We start from the raw sequence: 18686 nt of genomic DNA on the forward strand, positions 1-18686 counted from the left end.
ATGGGCATCTGTCCGCACCTCGTGTAGCGGGTTGGCGTTCTGCGTGGCGGACCTGAACATGGACCCAGGGGGCGACGACCTCCAGAACCAACAGCAGGGTGGGCGCCTCCCGCGCCCGTCCGCCCGTCCGCCCGTCCGCCCGCCCGCGGCTAAGAGTCCTCCAGCCCCGTCTGCACCATCGGCTTGCCCCGTTTGCGCGACACGAAGACGCCCCGCCCCGCCGGCATCGGGCGCGGCCGTACGCCGCCCAGCAGGTCGCCCTCGGCCGGGTCGCCCGCCAGGACCACGCCCTGGGCGCCGAGTTCCTTGATGCGCTGCATGAAGGACTCGTAGCCGGCCCGCGCCGCGCCCGCCGTGGAGCGCGCGATGATGAAGCGGACGCCGACGTCGCGGGCGAACGGCAGCAGCTCCGTCAGTCCGGCCAGCGGGTTGCCGCTCGACGTGGACACGAGGTCGAAGTCGTCGATGACCACGTACACCGTCGGGCCCCGCCACCAGCTGCGCTCCCGCAGCTGTTCGGCGGTGACGTCGGCCGTCGGGGTGCGGCGCTTCATCAGCTCCGCCAGGGCGTCCATGTGGTGCTGCATCTGGTTCGACATGGGGATGTACTCCGCCAGATGGGACGGCGGGGTCACCCCGAGCAGCGAGCGGCGGTTGTCGACGACGAACAGCTTGCACGAGTTGCCGTCGTACCGCTCGGTGAGCCGCTTGATCAGCAGCTTCAGCAGGTTCGACTTGCCCGACTCGCTCTCGCCGAACACCAGGAAGAACGGGTCCTGGTCGAAGTCCACGAAGACCGGTTCGAGGTTGTCCTCGTCCAGGGCGAAGGAGACACCCTGCTCCGGGAAACGGTCGCCGGCCGGAAGCTCGGAGGCCGGGAACTCGCGCGGCAGCAGGCGTACTTCGGGCGCACCGGGCTCCTGCCAGTGCCGGGTGACCTCCGCCGAGAGCGCGGTGGTGGCCTCCGCCAGGTCCGTGTCGGAGGAGAGCCCGTCGATGCGCGGGACGGCGGCCATGAAGTGCTGCTTCTGCGGGGTCTGGCCGCGCCCCGGCACACCGGTGGGGACGTTGGCCGCGATCTTGCGGTCGATCTCGGAGTCCATGGGGTCGCCCAGCCGCAGCTCCAGGCGGTTCATCAGATGGTCCTTGAGATTCGCCCGGACCTCCATCGAGCGCGAGGCGGTGAGGACCAGATGGATGCCGTAACCCAGGCCGCGCGCGGCGATGTCCAGGACCAGCGGCTCCAACGCCTCGTAGTCCGTACGGAAATTGCCCCAGCCGTCGATGACCAGGAAGACGTCGCCCCAGGGCTGGTCGGTCACCGAGATGTCACCGCGCGCGCGGCGGGAGCGGAACTCCGCGATGGAGGAGATGCCCGCCGACCGGAAGTACTCCTCGCGGCGGGTCATGACGCCGTACACCTCGGCCGCCGTACGCCGGACCTTCTCGGGGTCCAGGCGGGAGGCGACGCCGCCCACGTGCGGCAGCCCGGCCACGGCCGCCATGCCGCCACCGCCGAAGTCGAGCCCGTAGAACTGCACTTCGTGCGGGGTGTGGGTGAGCGCGAACGACGCGATGAGCGAACGCAGCAGCGTGGACTTGCCCGACTGCGGGCCGCCGATGATCTGCATATGGCCGGCCGCGCCGCCGAAGTCCACCCACAGTGGGTCGCGCCGCTGCTCGTAGGGCTTGTCGATGAGGCCGGCGGGGACGACGAGCCGCCCCGCGCCCTCGTAGCCCGGCTGGGTCATGCCACGGCCCGGCACCGCGGCGAGGCCCGGCAGCAGGGCGTCCAGCGACGGCGGGCTGTCCAGCGGGGGCAGCCACACCTGGTGGGCGGAGGGGCCCTGGGCCTCCAGCCGGCGCACGATCACATCGAGCACGGTGTCCGCGAGCGCGTCGTCCTTCTTCTCCGCGGGCTCCTCCTCACGCTGGCGGGGGACCGCCGCGTAGCGCACCGGGACGTCGGACGCCGTGAAGAGGACCGGCCTGCGGTCCACGGGCAGCGGCCCGCCGAGCGCCGCGGCCTGCTGCGAGCTGGTCTGGTACGCCCCGGAGACGTACGCCGCCTTGAAGCGCACCATCTCGTCCGTGCCGAACTTCAGGAAGCCGGAGCCCGGGACGTTCGGCAGCTCGTAGGCGTCCGGGACACCGAGCGCGGCGCGCGACTCGGCCGCGGAGAACGTCCGCAGGCCGATCCGGTACGACAGATAGGTCTCCAGGCCCCTCAGCCGGCCCTCCTCCAGGCGCTGCGAGGCGAGCAGCAGATGCACGCCCAGGGAGCGGCCGATGCGGCCGATCTGGACGAACATCTCGATGAAGTCCGGCTTGGCGGTGAGCAGTTCGCTGAACTCGTCGATCACCAGGACCAGGGACGGGATCGGCTGGAGCGCGGCGCCGGCCGCGCGTGCCTTCTCGTAGTCGTGGATGTTGGCGTAGTTGCCCGCGTCGCGGAGCATCTCCTGGCGGCGGTTGAGCTCGCCCCGGATCGAGTCGCCCATGCGGTCGACGAGCGTCAGGTCGTCCGCGAGGTTGGTGATCACGGCCGCCACGTGCGGCAGTTGGGCCATGCCCGCGAACGTCGCGCCGCCCTTGAAGTCGGCGAGGACGAAGTTCAGCGTCTCGGAGGAGTGGGTGACGGCGAGGCCGAGGACCAGCGTGCGCAGCAGCTCCGACTTGCCCGAACCGGTGGCGCCGACGCACAGGCCGTGCGGGCCCATGCCCTCCTGCGCGGCCTCCTTGAGGTCGAGCATCACGGGCCGGCCGTCCTCGCCGAGGCCGATCGGCACGCGCAGCCGCTCCGACTGCGAGCGCGGCCGCCAGGTCCGCTTCGGGTCCACCGAGGCGGCGTCGCCCAGGTTCAGCAGGTCGGTGAATTCGAGGTTGGCGAGCAGCGGCTGGTCGTCGTCCCCGCCCGACGCCATGCGCAGCGGCGCCAGTTGGCGGGCGAGCGCCTCGGCCGCCTCGTAGGAGAGGACGTCCGGCGTGCCCTCGTAGACCATGCCGTGCGCGGACTCCAGGCGGAGTTCGCCGGGCTGCACGATCACGGAGAGGTCGCCGCGGCCGACGGTGAGGTCGCCCGGCACGACCTCCAGGACCGTGACGCCCTGGAGGCCCTCGGGGCTCGCCAGCAGCGAGGAGGGGGGCAGGGAGACGCCGTCCAGGACGACCACGAGGTGCGGCTGTTCGGGGACCGGCGCCCCGTCGGGGTGGAAGCGCGGGCGGCCCTGGAGGCGGTCGGCGAGCCGGTCCTCCAGCTCCATCGGGTCGTTGGTGATCAGCCGCACGCTGCCGGCGCCGTCGGCGAGCCCCGTGGCCTGCACATGGGGCAGCCACTTGGCCCACTCCCACTCGGGCGCCGACTCGCGGGCGGTGACGATGGCGACGACCAGGTCCTCGGGCGAGTGCAGTGCGGCGAGGGAGCCGGTGAGGGCGCGGGCGGTGCCGTGCACGGTGCCCGGCTCCCCGCTGATCGTCACGTGGTAGAAGGCGCGCAGCGACACCGCCATCGGCAGGTCGTCCAGGGAGCTGTGCGTGGCCAGGAACCGCTGCATGGCGCCCGCCGTCAGCGGCTCCAGTTCGTCCACCGGGGCCGTCTGCGGCGGGATCAGGGGAGTCGCCAGGGCCTGGACGCCGAGGCCCACGCGGACCTGTCCGAAGTCCTCGTCGGCGGTGCGGCGTTCCCACACCCGGCTGCCCTCGGCGACCAGCGCCCACAGTTGCTCCGGCGAAGGGTGCAGGTAGAACTGGGCGTCGCGCTGGCCACGGGCGGTGTCGAGGGCGGCGCGCCGGGTCTGCGACAGGTAACGCAGGTAGTCACGGCGCATGTCGGCCATCTGCCCCTGGTTGCCGCGCCGGTAGCGGACGAGCATCGAGATGCCCATGGCGACCGTCGAGGCGACCATGACCATGCCCATGATCTTCATGAAGGGCTGGGCCTGGGGGTTGAAGAAGAAGACGACGGACCCGCCCATGCCCAGCATGGGCAGGAGCTGCATCAGGGCGCCTTCCTGCTGGCCGCGCGGGAGTTCCGGCGGAGCCTGCAGTACCACCTCGTCCGTGGGCACTTCCTTCGGCAGTGCCCTCGGCGGGCGCTTGACGACGATGTGGCTCACTACGCACCAATTCCCTAGCCGGACCGAGATTTTTCGTCCACCGCCCCGTGCCAGGCGGACGTCGATCGCGAAGCGCGATCCTACTGACAACCGCCGACAACGGTGGGCGGTAGGGTGCCGGTGAGACACGTGAACAGTTGCGAATCGTTACGGGAAAACCCGGGCAATTCGCAGAGGTTCGCACCGCACGCCGTCCCGCGTATCCCGGACAAGACCACCCGGTCGAACGGTTGAGCGGGCGGTGCGGCACAACCTACACAGGATCTTTACGGGCGGAAGGTGCGCGGCCGACACCGTGGGCCCGCCCCGCCACCGACAGGGGGAACAGCAGGTGAGCATGACGGCCGGCGCGACCGGCGGACCGGGCACCGGAGCCCTCACCGGCGCGGGCACGGGACTCGGCTTCTGCCGCGTCACCATCGTGGCGCCCGACAGCCGCATCGACGTGGCACTGCCCGACGACGTACCGGTCGCCGACCTGTACCCCGAGATCCTGCGGCTGTCCCGGCAGAGCCCCGCCGAGGGCGCCCCGGTCGGCTACCACCTCGTCCGCAGGGACGGCACCGTCCTGGACGGCGCCCGGTCCTTCACGGCCCAGCGCATCCTCGACGGCGAACTCCTCACCCTGCGCCCCTTCGCCGACTCGCTGCCGCCCGCCGTCCTCGACGACGTCTCCGAGGCGGTGGCCGCCGCCGTCACCCGCGACCGCGCCCTGTGGAGCGGCGACCTCACCCGCGCCGCCGGCCTCGTCGCGGCCGGCATCCTGCCCGCGCTGCTCGCGTTCGTGGCCTGGAACTCCCAGGTACGACACGACATGAACAGCCTCCAGGGCATCATCGCCGGCGTCACCGGCGTCCTCCTGGTCACGGTCGCCTGCGTCCGCGCGCGGGTCTACGACGACCGGGGCTCCGCCGTCGCGCTGGGCCTCGGCGCCCTGCCGAACATGGCCGTGGCCGGCTCCGGACTGCTGCCGCTCTCCGCGGGCCAGGGCATCGGACGGCTCCAATTCCTGCTCGCCTGCGCCGCGGTGCTCGTCGCGTCCGTGATCCTCACCCTCGTCTCGCCGGGCGGTGACGGACCCTTCGTGGCCTTCGTCTTCGCCTCCGCCGTCGGGCTGATCACCACCTTCGCCGCGATCCTCACCGACCTGAGGCCCATCGAGACGGCCGCCGTCTGCGCCCCGCTGTCCGTCATGGCGCTGGCCTTCCTGCCCGGCCTGTCCATGCGGTTCGCCCGGCTGCCCATCGGCTTCGAACCGCCCAACCCCGCGCGCGGCGGCTACGACAGCGCCGAACCCGCCCCGCAGGAACCCGTGAACGCCGAGCGGGTGGCCGCACAGGCCCGGCGCGGCCACGAACTCCTCGTCGGCCTCGTCGGAGGCTGCGCCCTGCTCGCCGTGGGCGCCTCGATCGTCCTCGGCTTCTCCAGCAACGTCTGGGCCCAACTGCTCGCTCTCGCCACCGGGTTGGCGATGCTGATGCGGGCCCATCTGTTCCGCTACACCGCCCAGGTCGGCGCCACCCTGGCCGCGGGACTGTCCGCGATCGTCTTCCTCGGCCTCGGTCTCGCCCTGAACCCGCCCCACGACTACCTCGTCGAGGCCGTCCAGGGCGACGCCAACGCGCTGGACATCCGTAGCGTCTGGCTCGCGGCCGCGGTCGGCGCGGCCATCGCGCTCGTCACCGCCATCGCCCTGATCACCCCGCGCCGCGGTGTCACCCCCTTCTGGGGGCGGTTCCTGGAGATCGCCGAGAGCTTCGTCCTGCTCACCCTGATCCCGCTGGCCCTGGCCGTCTTCGACGTCTACGCGCGGGCGCGGGCGATGACCAGCTGAGGCCCTCCCTCATGCCCCGCGCACACGGACAGGGGCGGCACACGACGTGCCGCCCCCGCTCGTGTCCCGCGCACCGCGCGCCGGGTCACTCCGCGTCGAGACCGCCGTTGTGCGCCATGGGCCGCAGGTCGAACTCCCCGTCCCGCGCGCCCAGCACGAACGCGCGCCACTCGGCCTCGGTGTACCGCAGCACGGTGTCCGGGTCGAGGGAGGAGCGCATCGCCACCGCCCCCTCGGGCAGATACGCGATCTCGACCCGCTCCTCGTGCTCCTCGGTGCCCGGGGCCGAGTGCCACTCGACGCCCGAGATGTCGAGTGCGTACAGCTCGTCGCGCTCCCGGTCCTTGCGCGCTGTGAGTTCCTTGTCATCGGCGTCGGTCATCGCGGCCGTCGTCCTCCCTCTCGTACCGGTGAGCTGTGAACTCACCCTACTGGCAGGGGTTCCGGCCGGCCGGTGATTCACCGGCGGGAGCACGCACACGAGACACCGGCACCACCCGGCCCCCGCACGGCGACCCCGGAAAGGCTTTCCCCCGCGATGAGTTCACCCCCACCGCCGTCCCCCTACACCGCCTCCACGCTGGAGACCGGCCGGCGCCGCCGCCGGCGCGGCCGGGTGGTCCTCGCCGCCGTGGCCGGAGCCGTGGCGCTGTCCTGCCTCGCCGTGTGGACGTGGTCCCGGGCCGGCGGCACGTCCGACCGGGACGACCGCCCGGCGCTCACGCGGCAGGCGCCCGACGACGTCCGCCGTACCGTCGAGGTCCCGCCCCGCTCCGTCGAGGGCCGCGCGGCCGTCCAGTACCGCGCGGAGATCCGCCAGGTGGGCGCCACCGCCGACGCCCCCGGCGCCTGGGCCACGGAGCGGACCTTCGCCAAGGGCTTCGTCAACACGGTCAAGGGCTTCTCCCTCACCAAGGAGAACGCCGCCGACGCGAAGGGCGACCGCCCCGCCTGGACCCTGACCTTCCCCGGCCCGCTGTGCGCCACCACCCGGCACGTCAGCGCGGCCGGCTGGACGGCCGTCGCCTACGCGGGGGAGCGGGTGGACCCCGGACAGAGCCTCGGCGCCCCCTGCGACCGGCTCGCCGTCATCGACCTCGACACCGGCAAGAAGCGCTGGGAGACCCGGCTCGGCACCGCCGACGCCCCGGCCGGCGACGTCAACGTCACGATGACCGACGGCGCCGTCGTCGTCGCGGGCGACCAGGGCTCCGCCGCGTACGACACCACCCGCGGCAAGCGCCTGTGGGCCCGCTCCGCCCGGGGCGCCTGCGCGGACACCGGGTTCGCGGGCGGCCCCGCGCTGCTCGCCCTGGCCCGCTGCGGCGACTCCGCGGAGGCCCGGTACCGCGTCGAACGCGTCGACGCGCGCACCGGCCGCACCGCGTGGACGTACCGCGTCGGCGAGGGCATCAGGACCGTCTACCTCGCCTCCGCCGAACCCGCGGTGATCGCCGTCGCCGCCGGGGACGCCGAGGTCGGCCAGCTGATCCCGCTCGACGGGCACGGCCGGGCGCGCGGCACGATCCGGCTGGCCGACACCCACACGCCCACCGGCTGCGACCGCCCCTTCAGCGCCGTGGTCGAGAGCTGCCCCTCGGTCGTCGTCGGCGCCCGCCAGGCCTACCTCCCCGTCGACGACGACATCGTCGCCTTCGACCTGGCCACCGGGAAGAGCGGCCGCCGCTTCGCCTCCTCCTCCGGCGCGATGACCCCGCTGAAGATGAACGGGGACCGTCTCATCGCCTACCGTGAGGGCAGCGGCTTCACCCCCTCCGCCGTTCTCTCCCTCGACCCGGCCACCGGCGGCGAACGCCCGCTGCTGTTCTTCGGCGCGAACCCCGACGACCTCGCCGGTACGGACGACCCCGCGCGCGACGACATCCTGTACGAGCACGGCCGCCTGTTCCTCGCCGCGACCAGCGCCTACGGCCCCACCGACAAGGGCCACCGGGGCGAGCTGTCCAACCTCGCGGTCGGCATCGAGAGCACCGCCGACTGACCCCCGGCCGGAGCCCCCATGGCCCCCTGGTACCCTGAGTGACGGCCGTTCGTGTAAGCGCCCCCGGAGCAGCCGCTTCGGAGGCCGCGCCCGACGGACCTCCCGCCTTACGAGTCACGGAAGCACCCCCGAGAGTCAGACCGGGGGCACTCGAAGGCTCACTCAAGAACCCGAGGAGTACGCGTGTCGCTCGACGCCGCTACGAAGAAGCAGATCATCGCCGAGTTCGGCCAGAAGGAGGGCGACACCGGCTCCCCCGAGGTCCAGGTCGCCATGCTCTCGCGTCGGATCTCCGACCTGACCGAGCACCTGAAGGCCCACAAGCACGACCACCACTCCCGCCGTGGTCTGCTGATCCTGGTCGGCCAGCGTCGCCGCCTGCTGCAGTACCTGGCCAAGAAGGACATCCAGCGCTTCCGTACGCTGGTCGACCGCCTGGGCATCCGCCGCGGTGCGGCCGGCGGCGCCAAGTAAGACGCCACGAAGGGAGCGGTTCCCGGTAAGGATCGGGAGCCGCTCCCTTTGCCGTACGTGCGGAAACGTGCGGAGTGTCACTCCCCCTTTGTAGGGTGTTGGCACACAACGCATCACGTACGACACAGAACGAGGGAGACGCGCACCTCGCCGCCGCCGGTCCTCGGTAGTGGCCCCCGGGGGGAAGACGCCCCGGGTGCTTCGATCGAAGACCGGCCCGCACCAGAAGGGGCGCTTCTCCCACCACCGTCCCCCCGCCACACGGGCGAGCGGGACGAAGACGAGGAGAAAACGCTAGTGGAGAACGAGACCCACTACGCCGAGGCCGTCATCGACAACGGCTCCTTCGGCACCCGTACGATCCGCTTCGAGACGGGCCGCCTGGCCAAGCAGGCCGCCGGTTCCGCCGTCGCGTACCTGGACGACGACACCATGGTGCTGTCGGCCACCAGCGCTTCCAAGACCCCCAAGGACCAGCTCGACTTCTTCCCCCTCACGGTGGACGTCGAGGAGCGGATGTACGCCGCCGGCAAGATCCCCGGCAGCTTCTTCCGCCGTGAGGGCCGTCCCTCCGAGGACGCGATCCTCACCTGCCGCCTGATCGACCGCCCGCTGCGCCCGTCCTTCAAGAAGGGCCTGCGCAACGAGATCCAGATCGTCGCCACGATCATGGCGCTCAACCCCGACCACCTGTACGACGTCGTGGCGATCAACGCCGCGTCCGCGTCGACGCAGCTGGCCGGCCTGCCCTTCTCCGGCCCGATCGGCGGCGTTCGCGTCGCGCTGATCCGCGGCCAGTGGGTCGCGTTCCCGACGCACACCGAGCTCGAGGACGCCGTCTTCGACATGGTGGTCGCCGGCCGCGTCCTGGAGGACGGCGACGTCGCGATCATGATGGTTGAGGCCGAGGCCACCGACCAGACGATCAAGCTCGTCGAGGGCGGCGCCGAGGCGCCGACCGAGGAAGTCGTCGCCGCCGGTCTCGAAGCCGCCAAGCCCTTCATCAAGGTCCTGTGCCGCGCCCAGTCCGACCTCGCCTCCAAGGCCGCCAAGCCCGAGGGCGAGTTCCCGGTCTTCCTGGACTACCAGGACGACGTGTACGAGGCGCTGAAGAAGGCCGTCCAGCCGGAGCTGGCCCAGGCCCTCACCATCGCGGGCAAGCAGGAGCGCGAGGCCGAGCTGGACCGCGTCAAGGCGCTCGCCGCCGAGAAGCTCCTGCCGGAGTTCGAGGGCCGCGAGAAGGAGATCTCCGCCGCTTACCGCTCGCTGACCAAGCAGCTGGTCCGCGAGCGCGTGATCAAGGAGAAGAAGCGCATCGACGGCCGCGGCGTCACGGACATCCGTACGCTCGCCGCCGAGGTCGAGGCCATCCCGCGCGTGCACGGCTCGGCGCTGTTCGAGCGTGGCGAGACCCAGATCCTGGGCATCACCACCCTGAACATGCTCCGCATGGAGCAGCAGCTGGACACCCTCTCCCCGGTGACCCGCAAGCGCTACATGCACAACTACAACTTCCCGCCGTACTCCGTCGGTGAGACCGGCCGCGTCGGCTCCCCGAAGCGCCGCGAGATCGGCCACGGCGCCCTCGCCGAGCGCGCCCTCGTGCCGGTGCTGCCGACGCGCGAGGAGTTCCCCTACGCGATCCGCCAGGTGTCCGAGGCCCTCGGCTCCAACGGTTCGACGTCCATGGGCTCGGTCTGCGCCTCCACCATGTCGATGCTGAACGCCGGTGTGCCGCTCAAGGCCCCCGTCGCCGGTATCGCCATGGGCCTGATCTCCGAGCAGGCCGACGGCGAGACGCACTACGTCACCCTCACCGACATCCTCGGTGCGGAGGACGCCTTCGGCGACATGGACTTCAAGGTCGCCGGCACGAAGGACTTCGTGACCGCCCTCCAGCTCGACACCAAGCTGGACGGCATCCCGGCCTCCGTCCTGGCCGCGGCCCTCAAGCAGGCCCGCGACGCCCGTCTCCACATCCTCGATGTGATGACCGAGGCCATCGACCGGCCGGACGCCATGTCCCCGAACGCGCCCCGGATCATCACCGTCAAGATCCCGGTGGACAAGATTGGTGAGGTCATCGGCCCCAAGGGCAAGATGATCAACCAGATTCAGGAGGACACCGGCGCCGAGATCACGATCGAGGACGACGGCACCATCTACATCGGTGCCTCCGACGGCCCGGCCGCCGAGGCCGCCCGCGCCACGATCAACAGCATCGCCAACCCGACGATGCCCGAGGTCGGCGAGCGCTACCTGGGTACGGTCGTGAAGACGACCACCTTCGGCGCCTTCGTCTCGCTGATGCCCGGCAAGGACGGTCTGCTGCACATCTCGCAGATCCGCAAGCTCGCCGGCGGCAAGCGCGTGGAGAACGTCGAGGACGTGCTCGGTGTGGGCCAGAAGGTCCAGGTCGAGATTGCCGAGATCGACTCGCGCGGCAAGCTCTCCCTCATCCCCGTGATCGAGGGCGAGGAAGGCTCGGACGAGACCAAGAAGGACGACGCCGACAAGTGACGTCCCGTGGCTTCAAGGCGACGGCCCGCACCTCTTCGGAGGTGCGGGCCGTCGCCCGTACCCAAACCCTGATCAAGGGCACCAACGGCATCGGCACCGTCCGCAGGACCACCCTCCCGGGCGGCCTGCGCATCGTCACCGAGACGCTGCCCTCCGTGCGCTCGGCCACCTTCGGCATCTGGGCGAACGTCGGCTCCCGTGACGAGACCCCCGCGCTCAACGGTGCCACGCACTACCTGGAGCACCTGCTCTTCAAGGGCACCGGCCGCAGGTCCGCCCTGGACATCTCCTCCGCGCTCGACGCGGTCGGCGGCGAGATGAACGCGTTCACCGCCAAGGAGTACACGTGCTACTACGCGCGCGTGCTCGACACCGACCTTCCGCTCGCCATCGACGTGGTGTGCGACATGCTGACCGGCTCCCTGATCCGCGAGGAGGACGTCGACGTCGAACGCGGCGCCATCCTCGAAGAGATCGCGATGACCGAGGACGACCCGGGCGACTGTGTGCACGACCTGTTCGCGCACACCATGTTCGGTGACAACGCCCTCGGCCGCCCGGTCCTCGGCACCGTGGACACGGTCAACGCCCTCACGGCCGACCGCATCCGCCGCTTCTACAAGAAGCACTACGACCCGACCCGCCTCGTGGTCGCGGCCGCGGGCAACATCGACCACGCCAAGGTCGTACGCCAGGTCCGTACCGCCTTCGAGCGGGCCGGCGCCCTGACGAACACCGACGCCCGGCCGGCCGCCCCGCGCGAGGGCCGCCGCGCGATCCGCGCCGCCGGACGCGTCGAGCTGCTCGGCCGCAAGACCGAGCAGGCGCACGTCGTCCTCGGCATGCCGGGCCTCGCCCGCACCGACGACCGCCGCTGGGCCATGGGCGTGCTGAACACCGCCCTCGGCGGCGGCATGTCCTCCCGGCTCTTCCAGGAGGTCCGCGAGAAGCGCGGCCTGTGCTACAGCGTGTACTCGTACACCTCCGGCTTCGCCGACTGCGGCCTCTTCGGCGTCTACGCGGGCTGCAGGCCGAGCCAGGTGTCCGACGTGCTGAAGATCTGCCGCGACGAGCTGGACCACGTGGCCGAGCACGGTCTCACCGACGACGAGATCGCCCGCGCCGTCGGCCAGCTCAAGGGCTCCACCGTCCTCGGCCTGGAGGACACCGGCGCGCTGATGAACCGCATCGGCAAGAGCGAGCTGTGCTGGGGCGAGCAGATGTCGGTGGACGAGATGCTGACCCGGATAGCCCTGGTGACCCCGGACGAGGTCCGGTCGGTCGCCCGCGAGATCCTGGGACAGCGCCCGTCGCTGTCGGTCATCGGCCCGCTCAAGGACAAGCAGGCCGCGCGGCTGCACGACGCGGTCGCCTGATCCCTCGGTCCCCAACTGGGTGTAAGGAAACGGAAGATGAGCAAGCTGCGCGTGGCGGTCCTGGGTGCGAACGGCCGCATCGGGTCCGAGGCGGTACGAGCCGTCGAGGCGGCCGAGGACATGGAGCTGGTCGCCGCCCTCGGCCGGGGCGACAAACTGGAGACCCTGGTCGACACCGGCGCCCAGGTCGCCGTAGAGCTGACCACCCCGGCCTCGGTGATGGGCAACCTCGACTTCTGCGTGCGCCACGGCATCCACGCGGTCGTCGGCACCACCGGCTGGACCGAGGACCGCCTCGCGCAGCTGAGGGGCCGGCTGGAGCTGTCCCCGGAGACCGGCGTGCTCATCGCGCCCAACTTCTCCATCGGCGCCGTCCTCACCATGAAGTTCGCGCAGATCGCCGCGCCGTACTTCGAGTCCGTCGAGGTCGTCGAGCTGCACCACCCCAACAAGGTGGACGCCCCCTCCGGCACCGCCACGCGCACCGCCCAGCTCATCGCCGAGGCCCGCCGCGCGGCGGGGACGGCCCCGGCGCCCGACGCCACGGTCACCGCCCTGGACGGTGCCCGCGGCGCCGACGTGGACGGCGTTCCCGTGCACGCGGTCCGGCTGCGCGGCCTCCTCGCGCACCAGGAGGTGCTGCTCGGCGCCGAGGGCGAGACCCTCACCATCCGCCACGACTCCCTGCACCACAGCAGCTTCATGCCGGGCATCCTGCTCGGTGTGCGCCGCGTGGTGTCCACCCCGGGCCTGACCTTCGGCCTGGAGAACTTCCTCGACCTCGGCTGAGAGCCCCGTCATGCGCGCGAAGATCACCTACCTCGTCACGGCCGCCGTCCTGGTCTTCTACTTCGTCCTGGTCGGCAGCCGGGGCGTGATGCTCATCGAGTCCGGCACGCTCCTCACCGTCACCTTCGGGGTGGCGGTGCTGATCCTGCCCGTCATCGGTGTGTGGTTCCTGTGGAAGAACACCCAGTTCGTCCGCCGGGCCAACGCCCTCGCCGCCGAGCTGGAGGCCGAGGGCGCCCTGCCCGTCGACGAGCTGAAGCGCACCCCGGGCGGCCGGATCGACCGCGACTCGGCCGACGAGGTCTTCGCCCGCCGCAGGGCCGAGACCGAGGCCGCCCCCGACGACTGGCGCAGTTGGTTCCGGCTCGCCGTCGCCTACCACGACGCCCGCGACACCCCGCGCGCCCGCAAGGCGATGCAGCGCGCCATCGCCCTGCACGACGGCAGGCCCGTACCGGTCTGACCGCCGAAGCCCGGCGACAGCGGAAGGGGCCGCCCCGCGACGACGCGGGACGGCCCCTTTTTCCGTACGTCCGTGCTCAGTGCGGCCGGTACTCCGCCGCCCACGCCTCCACCGCGTCCGCCGCCCGGTCGAACCCGGCCGGCCGGTTCAGGAAGTCCAGACCGTGCGTGGTGAGCAGCGGCGCGGTCTCGTCGGGCGCCCGGTCGGCGCGCACCAGCGTCAGCGCCTGCCCCTGCACCGTGCGCGGCAGCCCCAGCCAGCGCACCGGCTGCTGCGCGGTCCGTACCGAGGCCACCCGCTGCCAGGGGACCGTACGCGTCACCAGGAAGCCCACCTGGCGCAGCCCGCGCTCGCTCACCCACACGCCCATGCGCAGCACCCGCAGCGCGGCGAGGATGATCGCGAAGGCCAGCCCGAAGATCGCCCCGGCGGAGGCCGCCGAGCCGGTGAGGGCGATGAGCACCGCGGCGAACAGCACGAAGGACGACAGCAGCAGCCCCACGGCCACCCCGCCCACCCGCCAGGGACCGGGGCGGTACGGCCGCCGCCAGCGGTCCCGGTCGTCGTACGGCAGCGAACTCTCGGGCGCCGCCTCGGTGGTGCGGTCGGCCGTCAGGAAGGGGAGGGGCACGGCTGTTCCTCACTCGGTCGCGTGGGCTGTGCCCGGTGAGGCTATCCGCCGGTGATCGCGCTCACCAGCCATGGACCGCCGTTGGGGTCAGTGCCCCTGCGCCGCCTGGGGCTGCGGGTCCTGCGGAGTGCCGGGCGTGGAGAGCGCCGGCATGCCGAGCATGAGCGAGCCGACCAGGCCCGCGACGAGCGTGAGCCCCAGCAGCCAGCGCCCGGCTATCTCGCCTGCGGACGCCCGCTCGCGGGGCGGGGGAGTGACATTGCCGCGGAACCTGTCGGCTTCGGCGAGGAAGGCGAAGGGCACGGGCTCACGGCGTCGGAACATGGGGGGCGTGTCTCCTCTCGGGGGTTTCGGGGCGTATGGGGATGCGGCTCATTCATACAGACGAGCGATTGGCCCAAAAGGTGCCCATGTCAGGAAAACCCGCTGGATGGGATCTTTGCGGTGAGGTGGTGGTGTCCTGAGAGGGTGCGCGTGCCCCGTATGGTGGGCGCAAACCCGGAAGTGATGGAAGGATCCGCGTGACCACCCCCCAGCCGCTCACCCTCCGCAGCGACGTCACCGTCGAACTGGTGAAATCCAGCGCGTCGGACGCCGACGTCCTCTTCGCCGCCCGCGTCTCCACGCTCGGCGAGCAGTCCCTGGACGAGCTGGGGAAGGACCCGGAGCGCTCCAAGGGGCTGATCAACTACCTGATGCGCGACCGGCACGGCAGCCCGTTCGAGCACAACTCGCTGACCTTCTTCATCAGCGCCCCGATCTTCGTCTTCCGCGAGTTCATGCGGCACCGCGTCGGCTGGTCGTACAACGAGGAGTCGGGCCGCTACCGGGAGCTGGAGCCGGTCTTCTACGTCCCCGACACCTCCCGCAAGCTGGTCCAGGAGGGCCGTCCGGGCAAGTACGTCTTCGTCGAGGGCAGCCCCGCCCAGTACGAGGCGGTGCGCGACACCCTGACGGAGTCCTACGAGCAGGCGTACGCGGCCTACCAGAAGCTGCTCGCCGAGGGCGTCGCCCGCGAGGTCGCCCGCGCCGCCCTCCCCGTCGGCCTCTACTCCTCGATGTACGCCACCTGCAACGCCCGCTCGCTGATGCACTTCCTCGGCCTGCGCACCCAGCACGAGCTGGCCAAGGTGCCCTCCTTCCCGCAGCGCGAGATCGAGATGGTGGGCGAACGGATGGAGGCCAAGTGGGCGGAACTCATGCCGCTCACGTACGCCGCCTTCAACGCCAACGGCCGGGTCGCCCCGTAAAAACGAAGCCCCGTTCCCCTCGACGGAACGGATGTACGGAGCAAGCTTGCGAAGTGTCCGTATTGCGGCATTTAGCGAAGTTCATCTAGCCTGATCAAACGGACCCGGCACTGCTTGAACCCCCGAGCAGGCAGTGCCGGGCTCCTCTTTTGTCCTGACTTACCCGGCACCCCACGGGACGACCATGGATCGAGTACCGAGTAGCGTGTCACCCATGGCTCCGACCTCGACTCCGCAGACCCCCTTCGGGCGGGTCCTCACCGCCATGGTCACGCCCTTCACGGCGGACGGCGCACTCGACCTCGACGGCGCGCAGCGGCTCGCCGCCCACCTGGTGGACGCAGGCAACGACGGCCTGATCGTCAACGGCACCACCGGCGAGTCCCCCACCACCAGCGACGCGGAGAAAGCGGACCTCGTCCGGGCCGTCATCGAGGCGGTCGGCGACCGCGCCCACGTCGTCGCCGGAGTCGGCACCAACGACACCCGTCACAGCACCGAGCTGGCCCGCCAGGCCGAGGCCGCCGGCGCCCACGGCCTCCTGGTCGTCACGCCGTACTACAACAAGCCCCCGCAGGAGGGCCTGTACCGGCACTTCACCACCGTCGCCGACGCGACCGGCCTGCCGGTCATGCTCTACGACATCCCCGGCCGCTCCGGCGTCCCGATCAGCACCGAGACGCTGGTCCGCCTCGCCGAGCACCCCCGGATCGTGGCCAACAAGGACGCCAAGGGCGACCTCGGCCGCGCCAGCTGGGCCATCGCCCGCTCCGGCCTCGCCTGGTACTCCGGCGACGACATGCTGAACCTGCCGCTGCTGTCCGTCGGCGCCGTCGGCTTCGTCTCCGTCGTCGGCCACCTGGTCGCCCCCGACCTGCGCGCGCTCGTCGACGCCTACACCTCGGGCGACGTCGTCAAGGCCACCGAGATCCACCAGAAGCTGCTCCCGGTCTACACCGGCGTCTTCCGCACCCAGGGCGTCATGACCACCAAGGCCGCCCTCGCCCTCCAGGGCCTGCCCGCGGGCCCGCTGCGCGCGCCCATGGTCGAATGCTCGGCCGAAGAGACCGCACAGCTCAAGCTCGATCTCGCCGCCGGCGGGGTACAGCTCTGACAACAGACTTCCGCACCACCTGAGCTTCACAACTGAATCGACAACTGCACGCACGAACGTCACCCGCGCCACGTGCCCCCCGGTACGTGGCGTGGGTGGTCAGGAGAGTCTTTTGAGTCATCCGCACCCTGAACTCGCCCCCCCGCCGCCGCTCGCCAAGGGCGGCCTGCGGGTCACTCCGCTCGGCGGTCTCGGTGAGATCGGCCGGAACATGACGGTCTTCGAGTACGACGGCCGCCTGCTGATCGTCGACTGCGGCGTCCTCTTCCCCGAGGAGGAGCAGCCCGGCGTCGACCTGATCCTGCCGGACTTCTCGTCCATCCGGGACCGCCTCGACGACATCGAGGGCATCGTCCTCACGCACGGCCACGAGGACCACATCGGCGCCGTGCCCTACCTGCTCCGCGAGAAGCCGGACATCCCGCTGATCGGCTCCAAGCTCACCCTCGCGCTGATCGAGGCCAAGCTCCAGGAGCACCGGATCCGGCCGTACACCCTGGAGGTGGAGGCGGGCGACCGTGAGCAGGTCGGTCCCTTCAACCTCGAGTTCGTCGCGGTCAACCACTCCATCCCGGACGCCCTCGCGGTCGCCATCCGCACCCCGGCCGGCATGGTCGTGCACACCGGTGACTTCAAGATGGACCAGCTGCCGCTGGACGGCCGGCTCACCGACCTGCACGCCTTCGCGCGGCTGAGCGAGGAGGGCATCGACCTCCTCCTCTCGGACTCCACGAACGCCGAGGTACCCGGCTTCGTCCCGCCCGAGCGCGACATCTCCAACGTGCTGGACAACGTCTTCGCCGGTGCGCACAGCCGCATCATCGTGGCGAGCTTCGCCAGCCATGTGCACCGCATCCAGCAGATCCTGGACACCGCCCAGAAGTACGGCCGCAAGGTCGCCTTCGTCGGCCGCTCCATGGTCCGCAACATGGGCATCGCGCGGGACCTCGGCTACCTGAAGGTCCCGCCGGGCCTGGTCGTCGACGTCAAGCAGCTGGACGACCTGCCGGCCGACAAGGTCGTGCTGGTCTGCACGGGTTCCCAGGGCGAGCCGATGGCGGCCCTGTCCCGGATGGCCAACCGCGACCACCAGATCCGGATCGTCGAGGGCGACACGGTCATCCTGGCCTCGTCCCTCATCCCCGGCAACGAGAACGCGGTCTACCGCGTGATCAACGGCCTGACCCGCTGGGGCGCCAACGTCGTCCACAAGGGCAACGCCAAGGTGCACGTCTCCGGCCACGCCTCGGCCGGCGAGCTGCTGTACTTCTACAACATCTGCAGGCCCAAGAACCTGATGCCGGTGCACGGCGAGTGGCGCCATCTGCGCGCCAACGCCGAGCTGGGTGCCGCGACGGGCGTCCCGCACGACCGCATCGTGATCGCCGAGGACGGCGTCGCGGTCGACCTGATCAAGGGCAAGGCCAAGATCGCGGGCAAGGTCCAGGCCGGTTACGTCTACGTCGACGGTCTCTCCGTCGGCGAGGTCGGCGAGCCGGCCCTGAAGGACCGCAAGATCCTCGGCGACGAGGGCATCATCTCGGTCTACGTGGTCATGGACTCGACCACCGGCAAGATCACGGGCGGCCCGCACATCCAGGCCCGCGGCTCCGGCATCGACGACTCGGCCTTCGCCGAGATCCTGCCGAAGATCACCGAGACGCTGGAGAAGTCCGCCCAGGACGGCGTCGTGGAGCCCCACCAGCTCCAGCAGCTCATCCGTCGTGTGCTCGGCAAGTGGGTCTCGGACACCTACCGTCGGCGCCCGATGATTCTCCCGGTCGTCGTCGAGGTCTGACCTCCGACGCTCTGACCTGCGCAGAGGCCTCCCGGCTCCGGTCGGGGGGCCTCTGCCGTACCCCCGCTGGAAAAAATCTTGACATCCAGGGTTGACACCCCCTGGCCAGACCCGTAGAGTTCTTGGTCTGCCCCGGAGCCGTAACGGTTCTGTGGTGGCACCTCCGCCGCGTAAGCGGCACTCCAACCACCAGCACGATCTCCCGTTCGGGATTGTTTTCGGCACGTCCGAATTCAATTCGAATGGAGCTCGGCAGCTCGATTAGGAACTGCCGGGGTTGATCCGCTAAGGTTTGAGACGTCGGAACGGCCGCGAGGCCG

The 18686-nt window shown here is 71.0% G+C and carries 14 protein-coding genes; 10 read left to right on the forward strand and 4 right to left on the reverse strand.

Going from position 1 to position 18686, the window contains the following annotated elements; translation table 11 throughout:
- Positions 1-149 precede the first annotated feature (149 nt).
- Positions 150-4115, reverse strand: coding sequence for a type VII secretion protein EccCa (gene eccCa, locus AB0898_RS31530; RefSeq protein WP_366806479.1), 3966 nt, complete (start codon positions 4113-4115; stop codon positions 150-152).
- 337 nt (positions 4116-4452) lie between these two features.
- Here eccCa and eccD point away from each other — a divergent pair, with 337 nt between their 5' ends.
- Positions 4453-5949 (forward strand): type VII secretion integral membrane protein EccD, encoded by a 1497-nt coding sequence (gene eccD / locus AB0898_RS31535; protein WP_366806494.1) that lies wholly within the window; start codon positions 4453-4455, stop codon positions 5947-5949.
- Positions 5950-6034: 85 nt separating this feature from the next.
- Here the strand turns inward: eccD and AB0898_RS31540 are convergent, their stop codons facing one another.
- Positions 6035-6331, reverse strand: a complete 297-nt coding sequence (locus AB0898_RS31540; RefSeq protein WP_366806480.1) for a DUF397 domain-containing protein — start codon at positions 6329-6331, stop codon at positions 6035-6037.
- Between the two features lie 156 nt (positions 6332-6487).
- Here AB0898_RS31540 and AB0898_RS31545 point away from each other — a divergent pair, with 156 nt between their 5' ends.
- The 6 genes from AB0898_RS31545 to AB0898_RS31570 all read left to right on the forward strand — a co-directional run bounded on the left by AB0898_RS31545 (position 6488) and on the right by AB0898_RS31570 (position 13573).
- On the forward strand, positions 6488-7951 hold the full coding sequence (locus AB0898_RS31545) for a PQQ-binding-like beta-propeller repeat protein (RefSeq protein ID WP_366806481.1): 1464 nt from the start codon (positions 6488-6490) through the stop codon (positions 7949-7951).
- 183 nt (positions 7952-8134) lie between these two features.
- On the forward strand, positions 8135-8425 hold the full coding sequence (rpsO, locus tag AB0898_RS31550; RefSeq protein ID WP_366806482.1) for a 30S ribosomal protein S15: 291 nt from the start codon (positions 8135-8137) through the stop codon (positions 8423-8425).
- Positions 8426-8722: 297 nt separating this feature from the next.
- Positions 8723-10945, forward strand: coding sequence for a polyribonucleotide nucleotidyltransferase (locus AB0898_RS31555; protein ID WP_366806484.1), 2223 nt, complete (start codon positions 8723-8725; stop codon positions 10943-10945).
- A complete protein-coding gene (locus AB0898_RS31560) occupies positions 10942-12321 on the forward strand; it encodes a pitrilysin family protein (RefSeq protein ID WP_366806485.1) in 1380 nt (459 codons plus the stop codon). The genes AB0898_RS31555 and AB0898_RS31560 overlap by 4 nt, the downstream gene beginning before the upstream one ends.
- A gap of 36 nt (positions 12322-12357) precedes the next feature.
- Positions 12358-13110: a 4-hydroxy-tetrahydrodipicolinate reductase gene (gene dapB / locus AB0898_RS31565; RefSeq protein ID WP_366806486.1), complete on the forward strand. Its 753-nt coding sequence runs from the start codon at positions 12358-12360 to the stop codon at positions 13108-13110.
- Between the two features lie 10 nt (positions 13111-13120).
- Entirely contained in the window at positions 13121-13573 is a 453-nt protein-coding gene (locus AB0898_RS31570; protein ID WP_366806487.1) for a tetratricopeptide repeat protein, read from the forward strand.
- A 76-nt stretch (positions 13574-13649) separates the two neighbouring features.
- On the opposite strand, the gene AB0898_RS31575 is transcribed toward AB0898_RS31570, so the two are convergent.
- Complete coding sequence (locus AB0898_RS31575) at positions 13650-14204, reverse strand: hypothetical protein (protein WP_366806489.1); 555 nt, start codon at positions 14202-14204, stop codon at positions 13650-13652.
- Positions 14205-14291: 87 nt separating this feature from the next.
- Complete coding sequence (locus AB0898_RS31580) at positions 14292-14528, reverse strand: hypothetical protein (protein WP_366806490.1); 237 nt, start codon at positions 14526-14528, stop codon at positions 14292-14294.
- A gap of 197 nt (positions 14529-14725) precedes the next feature.
- Here AB0898_RS31580 and thyX point away from each other — a divergent pair, with 197 nt between their 5' ends.
- The 3 genes from thyX (at position 14726) to AB0898_RS31595 (ending at position 18366) form a co-directional block, all read left to right on the forward strand.
- The gene (gene thyX / locus AB0898_RS31585) at positions 14726-15454 is read left to right on the forward strand and encodes an FAD-dependent thymidylate synthase (RefSeq protein ID WP_366806491.1); all 729 of its coding nucleotides are present in this window, start codon (positions 14726-14728) and stop codon (positions 15452-15454) included.
- A gap of 214 nt (positions 15455-15668) precedes the next feature.
- Entirely contained in the window at positions 15669-16568 is a 900-nt protein-coding gene (gene dapA / locus AB0898_RS31590) for a 4-hydroxy-tetrahydrodipicolinate synthase (protein ID WP_366806492.1), read from the forward strand.
- A gap of 112 nt (positions 16569-16680) precedes the next feature.
- Positions 16681-18366, forward strand: coding sequence for a ribonuclease J (locus AB0898_RS31595; RefSeq protein WP_366806493.1), 1686 nt, complete (start codon positions 16681-16683; stop codon positions 18364-18366).
- The last annotated feature ends 320 nt before the right edge of the window (positions 18367-18686 follow it).

Source organism: Streptomyces sp. NPDC005435 (genome assembly GCF_040703155.1).
In the GTDB taxonomy this organism is placed as follows: Bacteria; Actinomycetota; Actinomycetes; order Streptomycetales; family Streptomycetaceae; genus Streptomyces.

Bases quoted from the DNA above. Each gene is read 5' to 3' on its own strand.
- eccD (WP_366806494.1), top strand. From the start codon at position 4,453: ATGACGGCCGGCGCGACCGGCGGACCGGGCACCGGAGCCCTCACCGGC.
- AB0898_RS31540 (WP_366806480.1), bottom strand. From the start codon at position 6,331: ATGACCGACGCCGATGACAAGGAACTCACAGCGCGCAAGGACCGGGAG.
- AB0898_RS31545 (WP_366806481.1), top strand. From the start codon at position 6,488: ATGAGTTCACCCCCACCGCCGTCCCCCTACACCGCCTCCACGCTGGAG.
- dapB (WP_366806486.1), top strand. From the start codon at position 12,358: ATGAGCAAGCTGCGCGTGGCGGTCCTGGGTGCGAACGGCCGCATCGGG.
- AB0898_RS31570 (WP_366806487.1), top strand. From the start codon at position 13,121: ATGCGCGCGAAGATCACCTACCTCGTCACGGCCGCCGTCCTGGTCTTC.
- AB0898_RS31580 (WP_366806490.1), bottom strand. From the start codon at position 14,528: ATGTTCCGACGCCGTGAGCCCGTGCCCTTCGCCTTCCTCGCCGAAGCC.
- dapA (WP_366806492.1), top strand. From the start codon at position 15,669: ATGGCTCCGACCTCGACTCCGCAGACCCCCTTCGGGCGGGTCCTCACC.